This is a genomic window from Burkholderia sp. MSMB1826, from assembly GCF_001526325.1.
In the GTDB taxonomy this organism is placed as follows: Bacteria; Pseudomonadota; Gammaproteobacteria; order Burkholderiales; family Burkholderiaceae; genus Burkholderia.
Map to the genome: position 1 here is coordinate 435,500 of NZ_LOYN01000015.1, position 16,490 is coordinate 451,989.

At 68.6% G+C, this 16,490-nt stretch carries 8 protein-coding genes; 6 read left to right on the forward strand and 2 right to left on the reverse strand.

What is annotated here, in order from left to right; genetic code table 11:
• The first annotated feature begins 317 nt into the window (after positions 1-317).
• Entirely contained in the window at positions 318-1,433 is a 1,116-nt protein-coding gene (locus WS95_RS08865; RefSeq protein ID WP_080747627.1) for a GlxA family transcriptional regulator, read from the forward strand.
• Positions 1,434-1,491: 58 nt separating this feature from the next.
• On the opposite strand, the gene WS95_RS08870 is transcribed toward WS95_RS08865, so the two are convergent.
• Positions 1,492-2,904 (reverse strand): discoidin domain-containing protein, encoded by a 1,413-nt coding sequence (locus WS95_RS08870; protein WP_059823337.1) that lies wholly within the window; start codon positions 2,902-2,904, stop codon positions 1,492-1,494.
• A gap of 266 nt (positions 2,905-3,170) precedes the next feature.
• Here WS95_RS08870 and WS95_RS08875 point away from each other — a divergent pair, with 266 nt between their 5' ends.
• Positions 3,171-4,592 (forward strand): aminotransferase-like domain-containing protein, encoded by a 1,422-nt coding sequence (locus WS95_RS08875; protein ID WP_059823339.1) that lies wholly within the window; start codon positions 3,171-3,173, stop codon positions 4,590-4,592.
• Between the two features lie 202 nt (positions 4,593-4,794).
• Entirely contained in the window at positions 4,795-5,568 is a 774-nt protein-coding gene (locus WS95_RS08880) for a hypothetical protein (protein ID WP_059823341.1), read from the forward strand.
• A gap of 309 nt (positions 5,569-5,877) precedes the next feature.
• On the opposite strand, the gene fdhA is transcribed toward WS95_RS08880, so the two are convergent.
• A complete protein-coding gene (gene fdhA, locus WS95_RS08885) occupies positions 5,878-7,074 on the reverse strand; it encodes a formaldehyde dehydrogenase, glutathione-independent (protein WP_034204255.1) in 1,197 nt (398 codons plus the stop codon).
• A gap of 496 nt (positions 7,075-7,570) precedes the next feature.
• On the opposite strand from fdhA, the gene WS95_RS08890 reads away from it, so the two are divergent.
• The 3 genes from WS95_RS08890 (at position 7,571) to WS95_RS08900 (ending at position 16,387) form a co-directional block, all read left to right on the forward strand.
• On the forward strand, positions 7,571-9,193 hold the full coding sequence (locus WS95_RS08890; RefSeq protein WP_306454099.1) for a ShlB/FhaC/HecB family hemolysin secretion/activation protein: 1,623 nt from the start codon (positions 7,571-7,573) through the stop codon (positions 9,191-9,193).
• Between the two features lie 164 nt (positions 9,194-9,357).
• Positions 9,358-12,786 (forward strand): two-partner secretion domain-containing protein, encoded by a 3,429-nt coding sequence (locus WS95_RS08895; protein ID WP_059823561.1) that lies wholly within the window; start codon positions 9,358-9,360, stop codon positions 12,784-12,786.
• Positions 12,787-12,952: 166 nt separating this feature from the next.
• On the forward strand, positions 12,953-16,387 hold the full coding sequence (locus tag WS95_RS08900) for a two-partner secretion domain-containing protein (protein WP_059823342.1): 3,435 nt from the start codon (positions 12,953-12,955) through the stop codon (positions 16,385-16,387).
• The last annotated feature ends 103 nt before the right edge of the window (positions 16,388-16,490 follow it).

Consider the following 16,490-nt stretch of genomic DNA (forward strand, 5'->3'; position numbering starts at 1 on the left):
GCTCAAGGGCCGCCGTGCCTGGGGTTCCCGCGCGTCCAGTGCAAGGCTGCCGACGGCTCTATTCTTGTCGTTCGGATTTTCGGCGGATTGATGAATTTAGACGCGTTCTTTGCCTTTTCCGCCATGCGCGTCCGTTTTATACAAGTGACCGGTCGTGCTTTTCGGGACGATCGCCAGAAACGGTGTCGGTGATTCACCTATGGACACGCACACCGGCAGTGCGTTTGCCGCACGTTCGCGTGCGGCTTCTCCCGGATACGGTGCAGTGCAGCAACGGCCCGATGCCCAGACAACGTATGGAGCTAGGGTTTAGCCGTATGGCACGCTTGTTGCACTCGCTCACACAATACCGCAGCCCGATTCGTGCCCCGGGCCAAAAGCTATTAGAGATTCAAGGAACGCTCCCCATGTCGCCCGACCGCACAGCGTCGCTGTCCCACTTCGCGTTCATGCCTTTACCGAACTTCACGATGATCGCGTTCACCAATGCGATCGAGGTGCTTCGGATGGCGAATTATCTGAGCGGCCAGCCGCTCTACCGCTGGTCGGTGATCAGCCCGGACGGCGGCCCGGTCACGGCGAGCAACGGCCTCACGGTCGACACGGGGCCGGCCGAATGCGTGGGGCAGCCCGACATCGTGTTCGTGTGCGGCGGCGTCGACGTGCAGCGCGCGACCACGCCTGCTCACCTGTCGACGCTGCGCCGCTTCGCGCGCTCGGGGCTGCCGCTCGGCAGCCTGTGCACGGGCACCTATGCACTCGCGAAGTCGGGGCTGCTCGCGGGCTACGCGTGCGCGATCCACTGGGAGAACATGTCGGCGCTGAAGGAGGAGTTTCCGGACACGCGCTTCCTGAAGGAACTGTTCGTGATCGACCGCGATCGCATCACGTGCACGGGCGGCGTCGCGCCGCTCGACATGATGCTGAACCTGATCGCCGCGCGCGTCGGCACCGCGCGCGTCACGCAGATCGCCGAGCAGTTCATCGTCGAACACGTGCGCGACACGAGCGCGCAACAACGCATGCCGCTCGTCGCCCGCCTCGGCTCGGCGAACAAGTCGCTGTTCGAAGTGATCTCGCTGATGGAGAACAACATCGAGGAGCCGCTGTCACGCGAGGAACTCGCGCGGCTCGCGAACATGTCGCAGCGGCAGTTGCAACGCCTGTTCCGCGAGCATCTCGGGATGACGCCGACGCACTACTACCTGACGCTGCGGCTGCGCCGCGCGCGCGAACTGCTGCTGCAGACCGACATGTCGATCATGCACATCACGATGGCGTGCGGCTTCCAGTCGGCATGCCACTTCAGCAAGAGCTATCGCGACGCGTTCGGCGTCGCGCCGACCCGCGAGCGCCGCAAGCAGGTTGCGCCGCTCGCGCAGGGTGCGGCGGCGGCCGGGCCGGCGTTTCCGACGCATCTGCTGCATGCGTGAAGCACGGACTATCTGAAGCAAAAAAAAGCGGCCTCGAAGGCCGCTTTTCCGTTTGCGCTTACGATCCCCACACCTGCATTTCATCGAGCGAGTACCCCCACTGCGTCGCCCGCTTCGTGCCGAGCATCCGCACGTAACGCCCCTGCCCGTTCAGGTTCGGCAACGTCACGTGCCCGTACGACACGCCGTTGTTGGTCGAGTAGATCGTCGTCCAGTTCGCGTTGTCGTTCGACGTCTGGATCTGATAGACGAGCGCGCCCGCATCCCAGTACAGATCGATGCTGCTGATCGTCTTCGTCGCACCGAGATCGACGGAGATCCATTGCGGATCGACGCCCGCGCCTTCCGGCGAATCCCAGCGCGTGCTCGTCGTGTTGCCGTCGAACGCCTTGTCGGCCGTCAGCGACGCGCCGTAGCTCGCCGATGCGGCGGCCGGACGGCCTTGCGACAGCAGCGTCAACTGCCTGGCGGACGGACCGCCGTAGTAGTTCGCGCCGAGCTTGGCCTTCGTCGCGTCCGCATTCACGCCGAACTGCGACAGGCTCCAGCGCTGGCCGGTCGTCACGTCGCCGACGTAGAGCTGATAGCCGCCCGCCGTCGTCGACGAGAAAAACAGATAGTTCGTACCACTGACAGGCGCCGGATCCGAGTTGTTGCTCATGCAGTCGTTGAGCGCCAGCGCACTCGGCGTCGACGCCGGGTCGGCCGTCTTCGCATAGATCTGGTCGGCTCCGCCGCTGTCCTTCCAGCGCGCGTAGTACACCATGCCGTCCGCCCGCACGATCGGGTAGTACGTCTGCAACCCGGCCGGACGATCGAACACGGCGGTCGCACCGGTCGCGATCGTGCGCTTCATCAGCCCCATGTTCGAGCCGGTGCCCGTCGCGTAGTACACGGCGCTCGCGTCCGGTGCGAGGAACGGCATCGAGTATTCGGCGCCGGCCGGCGCGTTCGTCAGGCTCACGACGGACGTGAACACCGGCCCCGCGCTCGTGTACGACAGCGTCGCCTGCTTGACGTCGCCGTTCTGCTTGAACACGAGCGTCTTGCCGTCCGCGCTGAACTTCGGGTCTTCGTTGCGGGTGGCGCCCGTGCTGTTCGTCATGTCGACGGGCGGCGTGCCGGCGCCGAGCTGCAGCATGAACACGTTCCATGCGCCGTTGCGGATGCCCATGAACGCGAGCCACTTGCCGTCGGGGCTGAAAACGCCGTTCATCGGATCGGTGATGCCCCACGCGCTCTTGCTGAGTTGCGTCAGCGTGCGGGCCGAGAAATCGTACAGGAACAGCTGGCTCGTGCCGTCGCCGTACTTGACGTAGCTGTGATAGACCAGCTTGCCGGTCAGCGCGGCGGGAAACGTCGCGTTCGGCTGGGCGGCGGGATTGTTGACGCAGGCTGCGGCGGCCACGCCGCTGAACAGGTTGAGGGCGATGCCGGCCACGAGGCCGGCGACGAGGGTCTTCGATTTCACGCTGGATGCTTCCGGGTAAGGTGGGGACGCCGCTGACGAGGACCCGCGCGGCACGCGCGGGCGTCACGGATCCGCCGTCGGGCAGCGTGAATTCCGTATCGGTCGGACATCGGGAATAAAACTTGCGGCAGTGTGCCTTCTGGTCAGACGAAAGAAAAGGATCAGAGCGCGCTTAAAACATACGGATCAGCGATTTAGGGCGCGCTTGCACGTGACGGCTGCCGTACTACTCTTTGTCATCTGGGTCCAACGCCGGGAGGACACGCATGAAGCGTTATGCGGTGCTGGCGCAGACGATTGCCGACGCGATCCGGCGCGGCGACCTGGCGCCCGGTGCGCGCATTCCTACCGTGCGCGCGGCATGCCGCGCGTATCGCGTCAGCCCGTCCACGGTGTTTCGCGCGTACTACGCGCTCGAAAGCGAGGGCCTGATCGTCGCGCGGGCGCGCTCGGGTTATTTCGTTGCGAACGTCTCGGACAAGCACGTTCGGTTCGGCCGCGATCCTCCGCGCAAGCCGGGCGCCGCGCAAACCGGCGACGACGATGCGCTGTTCCGCCTGCTCGACTCGCTCAAGTGCGACGACATCGTGCCGCTCGGCTCGGCATTCGCGAGCTATTCGCTGTTCCCGATGAGCAGCCTGTGGCGTTACGTGGCGTCGGCCGCCCGCAACATGGACCGCACGAAACTGCTCGCGGGCCTGCCGCCCGGTAACGAAGCGCTGCGCCGCCAGATCGCGTTGCGCTATCTGAGCGCGGGCGGGTCGTTGCCGCTGGAGGAAATCGTGATCACGACGGGGGCGACCGAAGCGCTGACGCTCAGCCTGCAGGCGCTGACGCGCCCGGGCGACATCGTCGCGATCGAACGGCCGGCATTCCATGCGGTGCTGCAGGCCGTCCAGTGCCTGCACCTGAAGGCCGTCGAAATTCCGGTCGACCCGCGCACCGGCCTCGACCTCGACGCGCTCGCCGAGGCGCTCGACACGCATCCGGTGCGGGCGTGCTGGTTCATGACGTCGTTCCACAACCCGACCGGTGCAACGCTGACCGACGAGCGCAAGCGCGCGCTGATCGACCTGCTCGCGTCGCGCGGCGTGCCGCTGATCGAGGACGACGTGTACGGCGAACTGCAGTTCGGCACGGCGCCCACGCGCCCGGCGAAACTGTACGACGACAGCGGGCTCGTCCTGCATTGCGGGTCGTTCTCGAAATGTCTCGCGCCCGGGTTCCGGATCGGCTGGGTCGCGGCCGGCCGCTTCGTGCGGCAGATCCGCCAGGCCAAGGGCGCGAGCGCGCCGGCCGCCGACGTACCGGCGCAGATGGCGATTTCGAGCTACCTGCGCGACGGCGCATACGATCGTTTCCTGCGCAAGCTGCGACGCAATCTCGCCGCGCACCAGGCGCAGATGCTCTCGGCCGTGCGCGCGTATTTTCCGGCCGACACCGAAGTGTTCGCACCGCGCGGCGGGTATTTTCTGTGGATCGAATTGCCGCCGCACATGGACGCGATGCACCTGTTCGACGACGCGATGGAAAGCGGCGTCAGCATCGCGCCCGGGCCGATCTTTTCCGCCACCGGCGGCTTCCGCCGCTATATGCGACTCAACTACGGGCGCCCGTGGACACCGGCCGTCGAGCGCGCGCTTGAGACGCTCGGCACGCTCGCATCCCGGCAACGGCACGGCGGCTAGCATGAGACGGGCGGCACGAAACGTGCGGCACGCGACGCGCGACATGCGCCTTGCGTTTCACGCGCGAACGACCAAGAATGAAGCGGCAGGCAGCCGCGGACGAACGGGTTCCACGCGTCCGATGTTATGGAGAATCAAATGCACACCGTATCCAGACGACCGCCGATGTGTCACCCGACGATGGCACCCGTCGGTCGCTGACATGCGCGTCCTGCCCAACCGAAGTGTCCGCGCGCGCGATGCGTGGCGTGCCGTGCTGAACGCGCGCGCCGAATCGCGGCACGCGACGTGTTGCCGCTGCCGCGAATGCGGTTTCGTGGCATTCCGCGCGCTCGAGCATTGCCCCGTCTGCGGTCAGTGGAACTGGCCGTTCGAACCGATTCGCCGCACGCCGGCCGACGCGCGTGCCGCGCATGCGCCGCGGTCGTTCCATACATGGTCGTCGCGCGTCGCCCGCGCGCTGCGCAACGCGGCTGTCCAGCGGCCGCGCGCATCGAGCGCGCCGATCCTGAGCATCCTCACGCTCGTGCTGCTGGTCGGCGGCTACGTGACGGTCGACCAGACCTGCAAGGCCGATCCCGCTTGTCGCGGATCCGCTGCGCCGGCCGCTGTCGCGACCGGAGCCGTACTTCAGGCGTCGAACGAGCCATTGATACCGGTCGTGCCGGCCCCCGTCTACCCGTTTCATTCGACCGATGAAACACGGGTGGCAGCCAATCCGCCACAGGCCAATCCGCAACCGGCCGCCCCGTTCGCCGGCAAACCCGCGCGCAGGATGGCGGTTGCGCAAGCCGCGCCGTCGTTGCGCGCGCCCGAGCGCATGCGCACCGGCGCAGTCCGCGTGGCCGACTGGAAAGGCGGCCGCGACGTCGCCCATCGCACGCGCGCGATCCGCCGCGTCGGCCTGCACACCGGGCGCGCCCGCCGCGCCGCGGCCAGCAACGCCGAAATCGCGAAGCTCTATCGCGGCCACTGAGCGCGCGATCCAGACCCGCGCGCCCGTCGATTCGATTTTCTAAACCGCCCGTCGCAAAACCTCGTTTGTGTCGCGACGGACACATGACGTTCAATGGATCATTCGCCCGCGCCGGCGCGTATCGCACGCCGGCCGCCCGATCCACCGAACGGAGTCCGTCGATGAATGCACTGCAGCTCGTGACCCTGGCCGCCATCTGGGCGCGTCCGCTCGCCGCATTGCCTCCCCCGCCTTCGCGCCCGCAACGAAAACGGGCGGCCCGTTTCCGGCACCGCCCGCTTCGTGTCGCGCGTGTCGAACGCTAGCGCATCACGCCGCCAGCAACCCGTGCGGGTCGATGACGAATTTGCGCGGCGCGCCGCCGTCGAACTTCTTGTAGCCTTCCGGCGCCTGGTCGAGCGAAATCACTTCGACGTTGACGATCTTCGCGATCGGCAGCCGGTCGAACAGGATCGCCTGCATCAGGTTGCGGTTGTACTTCAGCACCGGCGTCTGGCCCGTGAAGAACGAATGCGACTTCGCCCAGCCGAGGCCGAAGCGGATGCTCAGGCTGCCGTGCTGCGCGGCCTTGTCCTTCGCGCCCGGATCGTCCGTCACGTACAGGCCCGGGATGCCGATCGCGCCGGCCGGGCGCGTGATTTCCATCAGCGAGTTCAGCACCGTCGCGGGCGCTTCCTCCGCATGGCCCGACGAGCCGTGGCCGTGCGCCTCGAAGCCGACGCAATCGACCGCGCAGTCGATCTCCGGCACGCCGAGGATCTGCGCGATCTGCTCGCCGAGCGACGCGTCCTTCGACAGGTCGACCGTCTCGAACCCCATCGCCCGTGCGTGCGCGAGGCGCTCCGCGTTCATGTCGCCGACGATCGTCACGGCCGCGCCGAGCAGGCGCGCCGACGCGGCGGCCGCCATCCCGACCGGGCCCGCGCCCGCGATGTACACCGTCGAACCGGGCTTCACGCCCGCGCTCACCGCGCCGTGATAACCGGTCGGCAGAATGTCGGACAGGCAGGTCAGATCGCGGATCTTCGCCATCGCCTGATCGCGATCCGGGAATTTCAGCAGGTTGAAATCGGCATACGGCACGAGCACGTACTCGGCCTGGCCGCCGATCCAGCCGCCCATGTCGACGTAGCCGTACGCGCCGCCGGCACGCGACGGGTTCACGTTCAGGCACACGCCCGTATGCGTGTCCTTGCACATCGCGCAGCGCCCGCACGCGACGTTGAACGGCACCGACACGAGATCGCCGATCTTCAGCGTCTCGACGTCCGGGCCCACTTCGATCACTTCGCCGGTGATCTCGTGACCGAGCACGAGGCCGACCGGCGCGGTCGTACGGCCGCGCACCATGTGCTGGTCGGAGCCGCAGATGTTCGTGCTGACGACTTTCAGGATCACGCCGTGGCCGATCGCGCGGCCGCTCGGGTCGACCATCTTCGGATAATCGATTTTCTGGACTTCGACCTGACCCGGCCCAAGATAGACGACACCTCGATTGCTGCTCATCGTATTGTCTCCATGTCTCGTTGGATGGCGCCGCGGCGCGCCGGCCCTTGCGGCGCACGCGCAACGTGCTGTTCGAGAGTAGTCCGGGAGGCAGGGGGGCCGATGTCTCAAACGCGACACGCGTTTGATCCGGGCCGACATCGGCGCCCCGGGATACGCCTGCATGCGGATCCCGCACGTCGCACCCCGTTTTCGACAAAATCTGACAAGACAAATCGATAACGCAGTTGGCCTAGTACTCATCCAATATCAATACGCGGCCACGCTCCGTAGTATCCCCGACGCTCCACGCGCCCATCGGCGCGCCAATCCGTCGAGGGTGAAAATTCGTCCCATCCACCGCATCCCGCACCACGCCGATTCCGATACCGCCGTCGGGTCGGCGATCTCCGGGCAGCCGCTCCCGCTACACGACACGTCTCGTCCACGGCATCGCACCGCCCGCACCGGTTGCATCGCGCACTGGGCGGGCCTCCCGGTCTGGCGCATCGGCGCCGTGCTGTTGCTGCCGGGCATTGCACACGCGCTGCCGCCCAGCGCCGGGCAATCGATGCGTGACATCGAGGCCACACGCCCCACCCTGCCTGCCGACTCGCCGCCCGATCTCGCCATCGCGCCGCCGCCCGACGCGAAGCCGCCGCCGCCCGGCGACGACGCCGGGCCGCGCGTACGGGTGCAGGCATTCGCGATCGGCGGCAATCGTGCGTTCGACGCCGAACGGCTGCAGCCGCTTCTCGCGGATCTCGTCGGCCGCGAACTGAGCTTCGACGAACTCCGGCAAGCCGCCGACCGGATCTCCGCGTATTACCGCGAACACGGCTACGTGCTCGCGCGCGCCTACCTGCCGCGGCAGGACATCGACGACGGCGTCGTGCGCATCGACGTGCTCGAAGGCCGTTACGGCGCCATCGAACTGAACAACCGCTCGCGCGTGCTGGACGGCGTCCTGCGCCGGCCGCTCGCCGGCCTGCGCCCCGGAGACGCCGTGCAGGGCGACACGCTCGAGCGCAGCCTGCTGCTGCTCGACGACCTGCCGGGCGTCATCGCGAAGGGCACGCTGCGCCCGGGTGCGGAAGCCGGCACGACCGATCTCGCCGTCGACGTCGAACGCGGCCGGTTCGCATCGGGCTCGCTCGATGTCGACAACTACGGCGACCCGCTCACCGGCCGCTATCGCGCCACCGGCAGCGTCGACGTCGACGCCCCGCTGCGGCTCGGCGATCGGTTCGCGCTGCGCGGGCTCACCAGCGATTCGCGCCAGCGTTATTACCGCGCGGCCTATCAGTTGCCCGTCGGCCCCGCGTCAACCCGGCTCGGCGTCGCGTATTCCGACATGGGTTACCGGGTCGGCGGAAGCTTCGACGATCTCGACTATCACGGCCGCGCATCGGTGCAAAGCGTATCCGTCTCGCAACCGCTGCTGCGCAGCCGCCGCGCGAACGTCAATGCGCAGCTGCTCTACGAGAACAAGCGGCTGCACGACGACTACGACGCATTGGACGTGCACGGCGCGAAACGCATTCGCATGGGGTCGTTCAGCATCGGCGGCAGCAACCAGGACGACTGGTTCGGCGGCGGCCGCAGCAGTGCGTCCGTGACGTTCGGCATCGGCCGGATGAGCGGCAACGATCCGCTCGATTTCGATTCGCTCGCGAAAACCCACGGCCGCTTCGCCAAGCTGAACGTCAACGCATTGCGGCTGCAGGCGCTCACCGCACGGTTTCAGCTCTACGTGCAGTTCAGCGCGCAACTGGCATCGCGCAATCTCGACTCGTCGGAAAAATTCAGCCTCGGCGGCCCGTACGGGGTGCGCGCATACGGGCTCGGCGCGGGCAGCGGCGACCAGGGCTGGCAGGCCAGCGCGGAGCTGCGCTACCTCGCCGCGCCGGGCTGGCAAGTCAGCACCTTCGTCGATACGGGACGCGTACAGCTCAACAAGCAGCCGTGGAACCGGGAACGCAACACGTTGCAATTGTCGTCGGCCGGCATCGGCTTCGGCTGGTACGGCGCAAGCCGGCAGGTCAACGTCGCGGTCTCGCGACCGCTCGGCAGGTCCGACGAGGTGGCCGCGATCACGCGATCGCCAGGTGTCTGGCTCCAGGCGACCCAGTACTTCTGAGTCGCCCGGCGCCGACGGCCAGCCCGGCAGCGCCGCGGGCCGGCATTCGGGCGGCGGGCGGCGTGACTGCCCGCCGCATGAAGCGGAAAGCCGTTTCGCCTCTCAATTCGTCAGTTAGGTTTGCTGATGAACTCAAGCTACTCATCACCGAGGAAATGAAAACGATGAACAAGACCTACGCATTGGTGTGGAACCACGCACAAGGGTGCTGGAGCGCAGTCGGGGAAACCGCGCGCCGCCGCGGCAAATCCGGCGGCGGCAAGCTCGTCGCGGCCGCCGCCGTGTCGCTGCTCGGCCTCGCCGCCGTGCCCGCCCACGCGCTGCCCACCGGCCAAGCCGTCGTCGCCGGCCACGCCGACATCGCCACGTCCGCCGACGGCAAGACGATGTCCATCAACCAGCACTCCGACAAGCTCATCACCCACTGGCAGGACTTCGGCGTCGCCGGCGGCGAGCGCGTGTCGTTCCACCAGCCCGGCAGTTCGTCGATCGCGCTGAACCGCGTGATCGGCACCCGCGGCAGCCAGATCGACGGACGCATCGACGCCAACGGCAAGGTCTTCCTCGTCAACCCGAACGGCGTGATGTTCGGCGCCGGCTCGCAGGTCAACGTCGGCAGCCTCGTCGCGTCCACGCAGAACCTGTCCGATGCCGACTTCCTCGCCGGCAACTATCGCTTCGCCGGCACATCGGCCGCGTCCGTCGCCAACGCCGGCCACATCACCGCCGCCGACGGCGGCAGCGTCGCGCTGCTCGGCGCGCGCGTGTCGAACACCGGCGTGATCCAGGCGAAGATGGGCCGCATCGCGCTCGGCGCCGGCAACGCGTTCAAGGTCAACTTCGACGGCAGCGATCTGCTCAGCGTGCAGGTCGAAGGCGGCGCGGTCGACGCGCAGGCGAGCAACGGCGGGCTGCTGAAAGCCGACGGCGGCGAAGTGCTGATGACTGCGCGCGCCGCGGGCGACCTGCTGAACGCGGCAGTCAACAACACCGGCACCATCGAGGCGCGCGGGCTGAGCAGCCACGGCGGGCGCATCACGCTCGACGGCGGCACCGTCCTGGCCGGCGGCACGCTGGACGCGAGCGCCGCGGCCGGCAACGGCGGCGAAGTTGCGACGCGCGGCGCGAACGTGCGCATCGCCGACGACGCGAAGGTCGACACGCGCGGCGCGAACGGCCGCTCGGGCACGTGGAAGATCGACACGGCGAACGCACGCGTCGCCGACGACGCGAACGCGACGATCGGCGCGGCCACGCTGTCGCGCAATCTCGGCACCACGCCGGTCGAACTGACGAGCACCGACGGTGCGCTGACGACCGACGGCGCGATTGGCTGGAACGGCGATCACGGCCTCACGCTGACGTCCGTGCGCGGCGACGTACATCTCGGCAAGTCGCTGACGGCGAGTGGCGTCAATGCGCGCATCGCAGTCAACGCCGCACGACGCATCGCCGTCAACGACAAGGTCGCGCTCACGGGCCGCAACGCCAGCCTCGCATTGAACTCGGGCGACGGTCACGCATTGAACGGCAATGCAGCTGTCACGCTGTCGGGCGCGAATGCGTCGTTCAACGCGAACGGGCAGGCCTATCGCGTGATCCGCGACGTCGATGACTTGCGCGCGGTCGATACGAATCTGAACGGCCGCTACGTGCTCGGCAATGCGATCAAGGGCAGCGGCGCGTTCCGCAGCATCGGCGGCAACGCGGCGTTCGCCGGCACGTTCGACGGCCTCGGCAACACGATCTCCGGGTTGTCCGTCTACAACAGCGCGCCGTTCGTCGGCCTGTTCGCGATCAACAGCGGCACGATCGCCAACCTGACGCTCGATTCGGTGTCGGCGCGCGGCACGGCGAACTACGGTATCGGGCCCGTGATGGTCGGCTCGCTGGCCGGCGCGAACGTGCGAGGCACGCTGTCGAACGTGCACGCGCGCAATGTTTCCGTCACGACCGGCGGCTCGCCCGCCAACGTCGCCGGCGGCCTCGTCGGCCGGAACCAGGGCGGCACGATCGACCGCGCGTCGGTGTCGGGCCGCGTCGCAGGCGACCGCTACACGACCGCGCTCGGCGGGCTCGTCGGCGAGAACGTCACGTCGCCCGACGCCCGCTCCGGCACCGCGACGATCGCCCGCAGCCGCACCGACGCGAACGTCTCCATCGATATCGCCGACACGCTCGTCAACAGCGAGAAAAGCGGGATAGGCGGCCTCGTCGGCTTCAGCAACGGCGATATCCGCGATTCGTCGAGCAAGGGGCAGGTGTACGTAGCACGCTCCGGCGCAGCCGTCGGCGGTCTCGTCGGGAACAACACCGGCACGGTCGCCGGATCCGATGCGTCCGGTCGTGTCACCGCCGGCACGGCCGGCGTCGCCGGTGCACTGGTCGGCGTCAATGCGGGCGCCATCGCCGCCTCGCGCGCAGGCGGCAGTGTCACGGCCGGCGTGCGCGGCACGGCCGGCGGCCTCGTCGGCCGCAACAGCGGCGCAGTGACGGGCGCCTACGCATCCGGCAGCGTCGCAGCCGCGACGAACGGCATCGCGGGCGGCCTCGTCGGCGTCAACGACGGCCTCGTCGACCGTTCCAGTGCGACCGGCGACGTGGCGGCGCTGGATAACGGCGTCGCCGGCGGGCTCGTCGGCGTCAACGGCGGCCGCATCCAGGCGTCGGACGCACATGGCGACGTGGCGGCGCGCAACGCCGTCGGCGCCGTGGGCGGGTTCGTCGGCATCAATCGAGGAAGAATCGACGCGTCGAACGCAAGCGGCGACGTGATGACTTTCGCCGGCGCACCGGCGGGCGGCTTCGTCGGCCGCAACGCGGCCGGCGGCATCATCGACGGATCGAGCGCACGCGGCAGCGTGGACGGTATGGATACCGAATCGATCGGCGGCTTTGCGGGCATCACCGACGCGAATTCGACGATCGGCGCGTCGTCCGCGCACGGCTCGGTGCGAGGCGAAACGAACAGCCGCGTCGGCGGCTTCGTCGGTACCAACGGCGGCCGCGTCGTGAGCGTCAGCGCATCGGGCACGGTCCAGGCCGACGAAAACGCGGAGATCGGCGGCCTGATCGGCCGGAATACCGGAACCGTCGATTCGTCACGGGCGAGCGGCACCGTCATGGCCGACGCTGCGAGCCAGGCGGGCGGACTGGTCGGCTTCAACAGCGGCACGGTACGAAGCTCGCATGCGTCGGCAGCCGTCGTCGCCGGCAACAAGAGCAACGTCGGCGGGCTCGTCGGCCACCACGCGAGCGGCACGATCGAGCTGTCCGACGCGACCGGCAACGCGACGGGCGGCCGCAACGCCAACGTCGGCGGCCTGGTGGGTCTCAACGACGGCAGGATCAGCCAGTCGGCGTCGTCCGGCACCGTGAGCGCCAGCTTGTACGCGAACCTCGGCGGCCTCATCGGGACGAACCGCGGCACCGCGCAAGCGTCGTCGACCAGCAGCCGGGTCGCCTACGAGTTTGGCCGTGGTCAGCAATACGGCGGCATCGCGGGCTTCTCGAAGACGTCGATGCAGGGCAATACGGTATCGGGCGAAGCCATGAACGTGCCGTTCGTCGGCAACCAGTTCGGCATCCACTGACTGTGACCCGGCGCAGGCGGGCAGTCCGACCGCCGGCGCCGGCACATGGCGGCGGGCAGATCGTCCGCCGCTTGAAGCGGAAATTCATTCCGCGCCATCGTTCATCAGTCATGTTGTCAGGTGGACTGATGAACTCAATATACTCATCACCCAGGAAACGAAAACGATGAACAAGACCTACGCATTGGTGTGGAATCACGCACAAGGGTGCTGGAACGCAGTCGGGGAAACCGCGCGCCGCCGCGGCAAATCCGGCGGCGGCAAGCTCGTCGCGGCCGCCGCCGTGTCGCTGCTCGGCCTCGCCGCCGTGCCCGCCCACGCGCTGCCCACCGGCCAAGCCGTCGTCGCCGGCCACGCCGACATCGCCACGTCCGCCGACGGCAAGACGATGTCCATCAACCAGCACTCCGACAAGCTCATCACCCACTGGCAGGACTTCGGCGTCGCCGGCGGCGAGCGCGTGTCGTTCCACCAGCCCGGCAGTTCGTCGATCGCGCTGAACCGCGTGATCGGCACCCGCGGCAGCCAGATCGACGGACGCATCGACGCCAACGGCAAGGTCTTCCTCGTCAACCCGAACGGCGTGATGTTCGGCGCCGGCTCGCAGGTCAACGTCGGCAGCCTCGTCGCGTCCACGCAGAACCTGTCCGATGCCGACTTCCTCGCCGGCAACTATCGCTTCGCCGGCACATCGGCCGCGTCCGTCGCCAACGCCGGCCACATCACCGCCGCCGACGGCGGCAGCGTCGCGCTGCTCGGCGCGCGCGTGTCGAACACCGGCGTGATCCAGGCGAAGATGGGCCGCATCGCGCTCGGCGCCGGCAACGCGTTCAAGGTCAACTTCGACGGCAGCGATCTGCTCAGCGTGCAGGTCGAAGGCGGCGCGGTCGACGCGCAGGCGAGCAACGGCGGGCTGCTGAAAGCCGACGGCGGCGAAGTGCTGATGACTGCGCGCGCCGCGGGCGACCTGCTGAACGCGGCAGTCAACAACACCGGCACCATCGAGGCGCGTGGACTGAGCAGCCACGGCGGGCGCATCACGCTCGACGGCGGCACCGTGCTGGCCGGCGGCACGCTGGACGCGAGTGCCGCGGCCGGCAACGGCGGCGAAGTTGCGACGCGCGGCGCGAACGTGCGCATCGCCGACGACGCGAAGGTCGACACGCGCGGCGCGAACGGCCGCTCGGGCACGTGGAAGATCGACACGGCAAACGCACGCGTCGCCGACGATGCGAACGCGACGATCGGCGCAGCCACGCTGTCGCGCAATCTCGACACGACCCACGTTGCATTGACCGGCGCGGCAGGCGACCTGTCGGTCGAAGGCCCCGTGAACTGGAGCGGCGACCACACGCTGTCGCTCGCGTCGCAGCGCGGCGGCGTGAAGCTGCAACGCGCGTTGAGCGCGCACGGCAGCCGCGCCGGGCTGGAGGTCAACGCCGCGAAGCGTATCGACATCGCCGGTCCGCTCGCGCTGACCGGCGCGAACGCCGCCCTCGCGCTGAACTCGGGTAACGGACATGTGCTGAACGACAACGCAACCGTCACGCTGTCGGGCGCGAATGCGTCGTTCAGCGCGAACGGGCAGGCCTATCGCGTGATCCATGACGTCGATCAATTGCGCGCGGTCGATACGAACCTGAACGGCCGCTACGTGCTCGGCAATGCGATCAAGGGCAGCGGCGCGTTCCGCAGCATCGGCGGCGATGCGGCGTTCACCGGCACGTTCGACGGCCTCGGCAATACGATCTCCGGGCTGTCCGTCTACAACGACGGACCGTTCGTGGGCCTGTTCGCCGGAAACTTCGGCACGATCGCCAACCTGACGCTCGATTCGGTGTCGGCGCGCGGCACGGCGAACTACGGTATCGGGCCCGTGATGGTCGGCTCGCTGGTCGGCGCGAACATCCAGGGCACGCTGTCGAACGTGCATGCACGCAATGTCGTCGTGACGAGCGGCGGCTCGGCCGCCAACATCGCCGGCGGTCTCGTCGGCACGAACCTGAGCGGCACGATCGACCGCGCATCGGTGTCGGGCCGCGTCGAAGGCAACCGCTACACGACCGCGCTCGGCGGGCTCGTCGGCGAAAACATCACGTCGCCGGACAGCCGGCTCGGCACCGCGACGATCGCCCGCAGCCGTGCCGACGCGAGCGTCTCGATCCAGGCCGCCGGCACGTCGCCCGACAACGGACAAAACGGATTCGGCGGGCTCGTCGGCTTCAACAGCGGCGACATCCGCGATTCGTCGAGCCACGGCGCCGTGTCGGTCGCGACCGTGGGCGCAACCGTCGGCGGTCTCGTCGGGCGCAACACCGGCACGGTCGGCGGGTCCGATGCGGACGGCCGCGTCATCGCCGGCGCGGCCAGCGCCGCCGGTGCGCTGGTCGGCGTCAACGCGGGCGCCATCGCCGCATCGCACGCGAGCGGAGGCGTCGCAGGCGGTGCGCGCAGCACGGTGGGCGGCCTCGTCGGCATCAACACCGCCGTCGGCACGATCGACAAATCGAACGCCACGGGTACGGTCGCCGTCGCCGGCAACGATGCGACGGCGGGCGGGCTCGTCGGCCGCAACGACGGTCGCGTGTCGGGGTCCAGCGCATCCGGCGCAGTATCGGTCCTCGGCAACAGCGACGCCGGCGGCCTGACCGGCCGCAACACCGGAACCGTCGAATCGTCGCATGCACAAGGCACTGTTTCCGCCGGCGCCGGCAGCAATGCGGGCGGGCTCGTCGGTTTCAACGGCGGCGACATCCGCGACTCGTCGAGCAGCAGCGTTGTATCGGTCGCGAGCGCCGACGCCGCCGTCGGCGGTCTCGTCGGACGCAATCAAGGCCGGGTTCTCGGATCCGAGACGTCCGGCCGTGTCACCGCCGGTACGGCCAGCGTGGCCGGTGCGCTGGTCGGCCTCAACTCGGGTGCCATCGCCGCATCGCGCGCGAGCGGCGACGTCGTAGGCGGCACGCGCAGCACGGTGGGCGGCCTCGTCGGCATTAACGCCGCCGACGGAACGATCGACAAGTCGAATGCCACGGGTACGGTCGCCGTCGCCGGCAACGACGCGGCTGCGGGCGGGCTCGTCGGCATCAACGTCGGCCGCGTCGACCACGGCAACGCGTCCGGCAAGGTATCGGTTCTCGCCGATAGCGACGCGGGCGGCCTGATCGGCCGCAACGTCGGAACGGTCGCCTCGTCACATGCGCAAGGCGCCGTTTCCGCCGGCGCCGACAGTAATGCGGGCGGGCTCGTCGGCAACCACGCGCGCGGCTCGATCGTGCTGTCCGACGCAAGCGGCAGCGTCAACGGCGGCGCACGCGCGAAGGTCGGCGGCCTGGTCGGCATCAACGGCGGCACGATCGACCGATCGTCGTCGTCAGGCACCGTGAGCGGCGGCCTGAATGCCACGCTCGGCGGCATCGTGGGAATGGACTTCGGAACGACGCAAGCATCGTCGACCACCAGCCGGATCGCCTACACGCAGGGCTACGGTCAGCGGTATGGCGGACTCGCAGGTTTCGCGATGACGTCGATGACGGGCAATACGACGTCCGGCGACGCGGCGCGGGTGCCGCTCGTCGGCGGCCAGTTCGTGTTCTTCTGACCATGACCCGGCGCAGGCGGGGAGTATGACCGCCTGCGCGCGGGGGAACGACGATGCGTTCGTTCCCCCGCATCCGCGGCGATGCGCGCCGGGCCGCGCCGCT

Excerpts from the sequence above, each read along its gene's own strand:
- WS95_RS08865 (WP_080747627.1), top strand. The coding sequence starts at position 318 with ATGGCACGCTTGTTGCACTCGCTCACACAATACCGCAGCCCGATTCGT.
- WS95_RS08875 (WP_059823339.1), top strand. The coding sequence starts at position 3,171 with ATGAAGCGTTATGCGGTGCTGGCGCAGACGATTGCCGACGCGATCCGG.
- WS95_RS08880 (WP_059823341.1), top strand. The coding sequence starts at position 4,795 with ATGCGCGTCCTGCCCAACCGAAGTGTCCGCGCGCGCGATGCGTGGCGT.
- fdhA (WP_034204255.1), bottom strand. The coding sequence starts at position 7,074 with ATGAGCAGCAATCGAGGTGTCGTCTATCTTGGGCCGGGTCAGGTCGAA.
- WS95_RS08895 (WP_059823561.1), top strand. The coding sequence starts at position 9,358 with ATGAACAAGACCTACGCATTGGTGTGGAACCACGCACAAGGGTGCTGG.
- WS95_RS08900 (WP_059823342.1), top strand. The coding sequence starts at position 12,953 with ATGAACAAGACCTACGCATTGGTGTGGAATCACGCACAAGGGTGCTGG.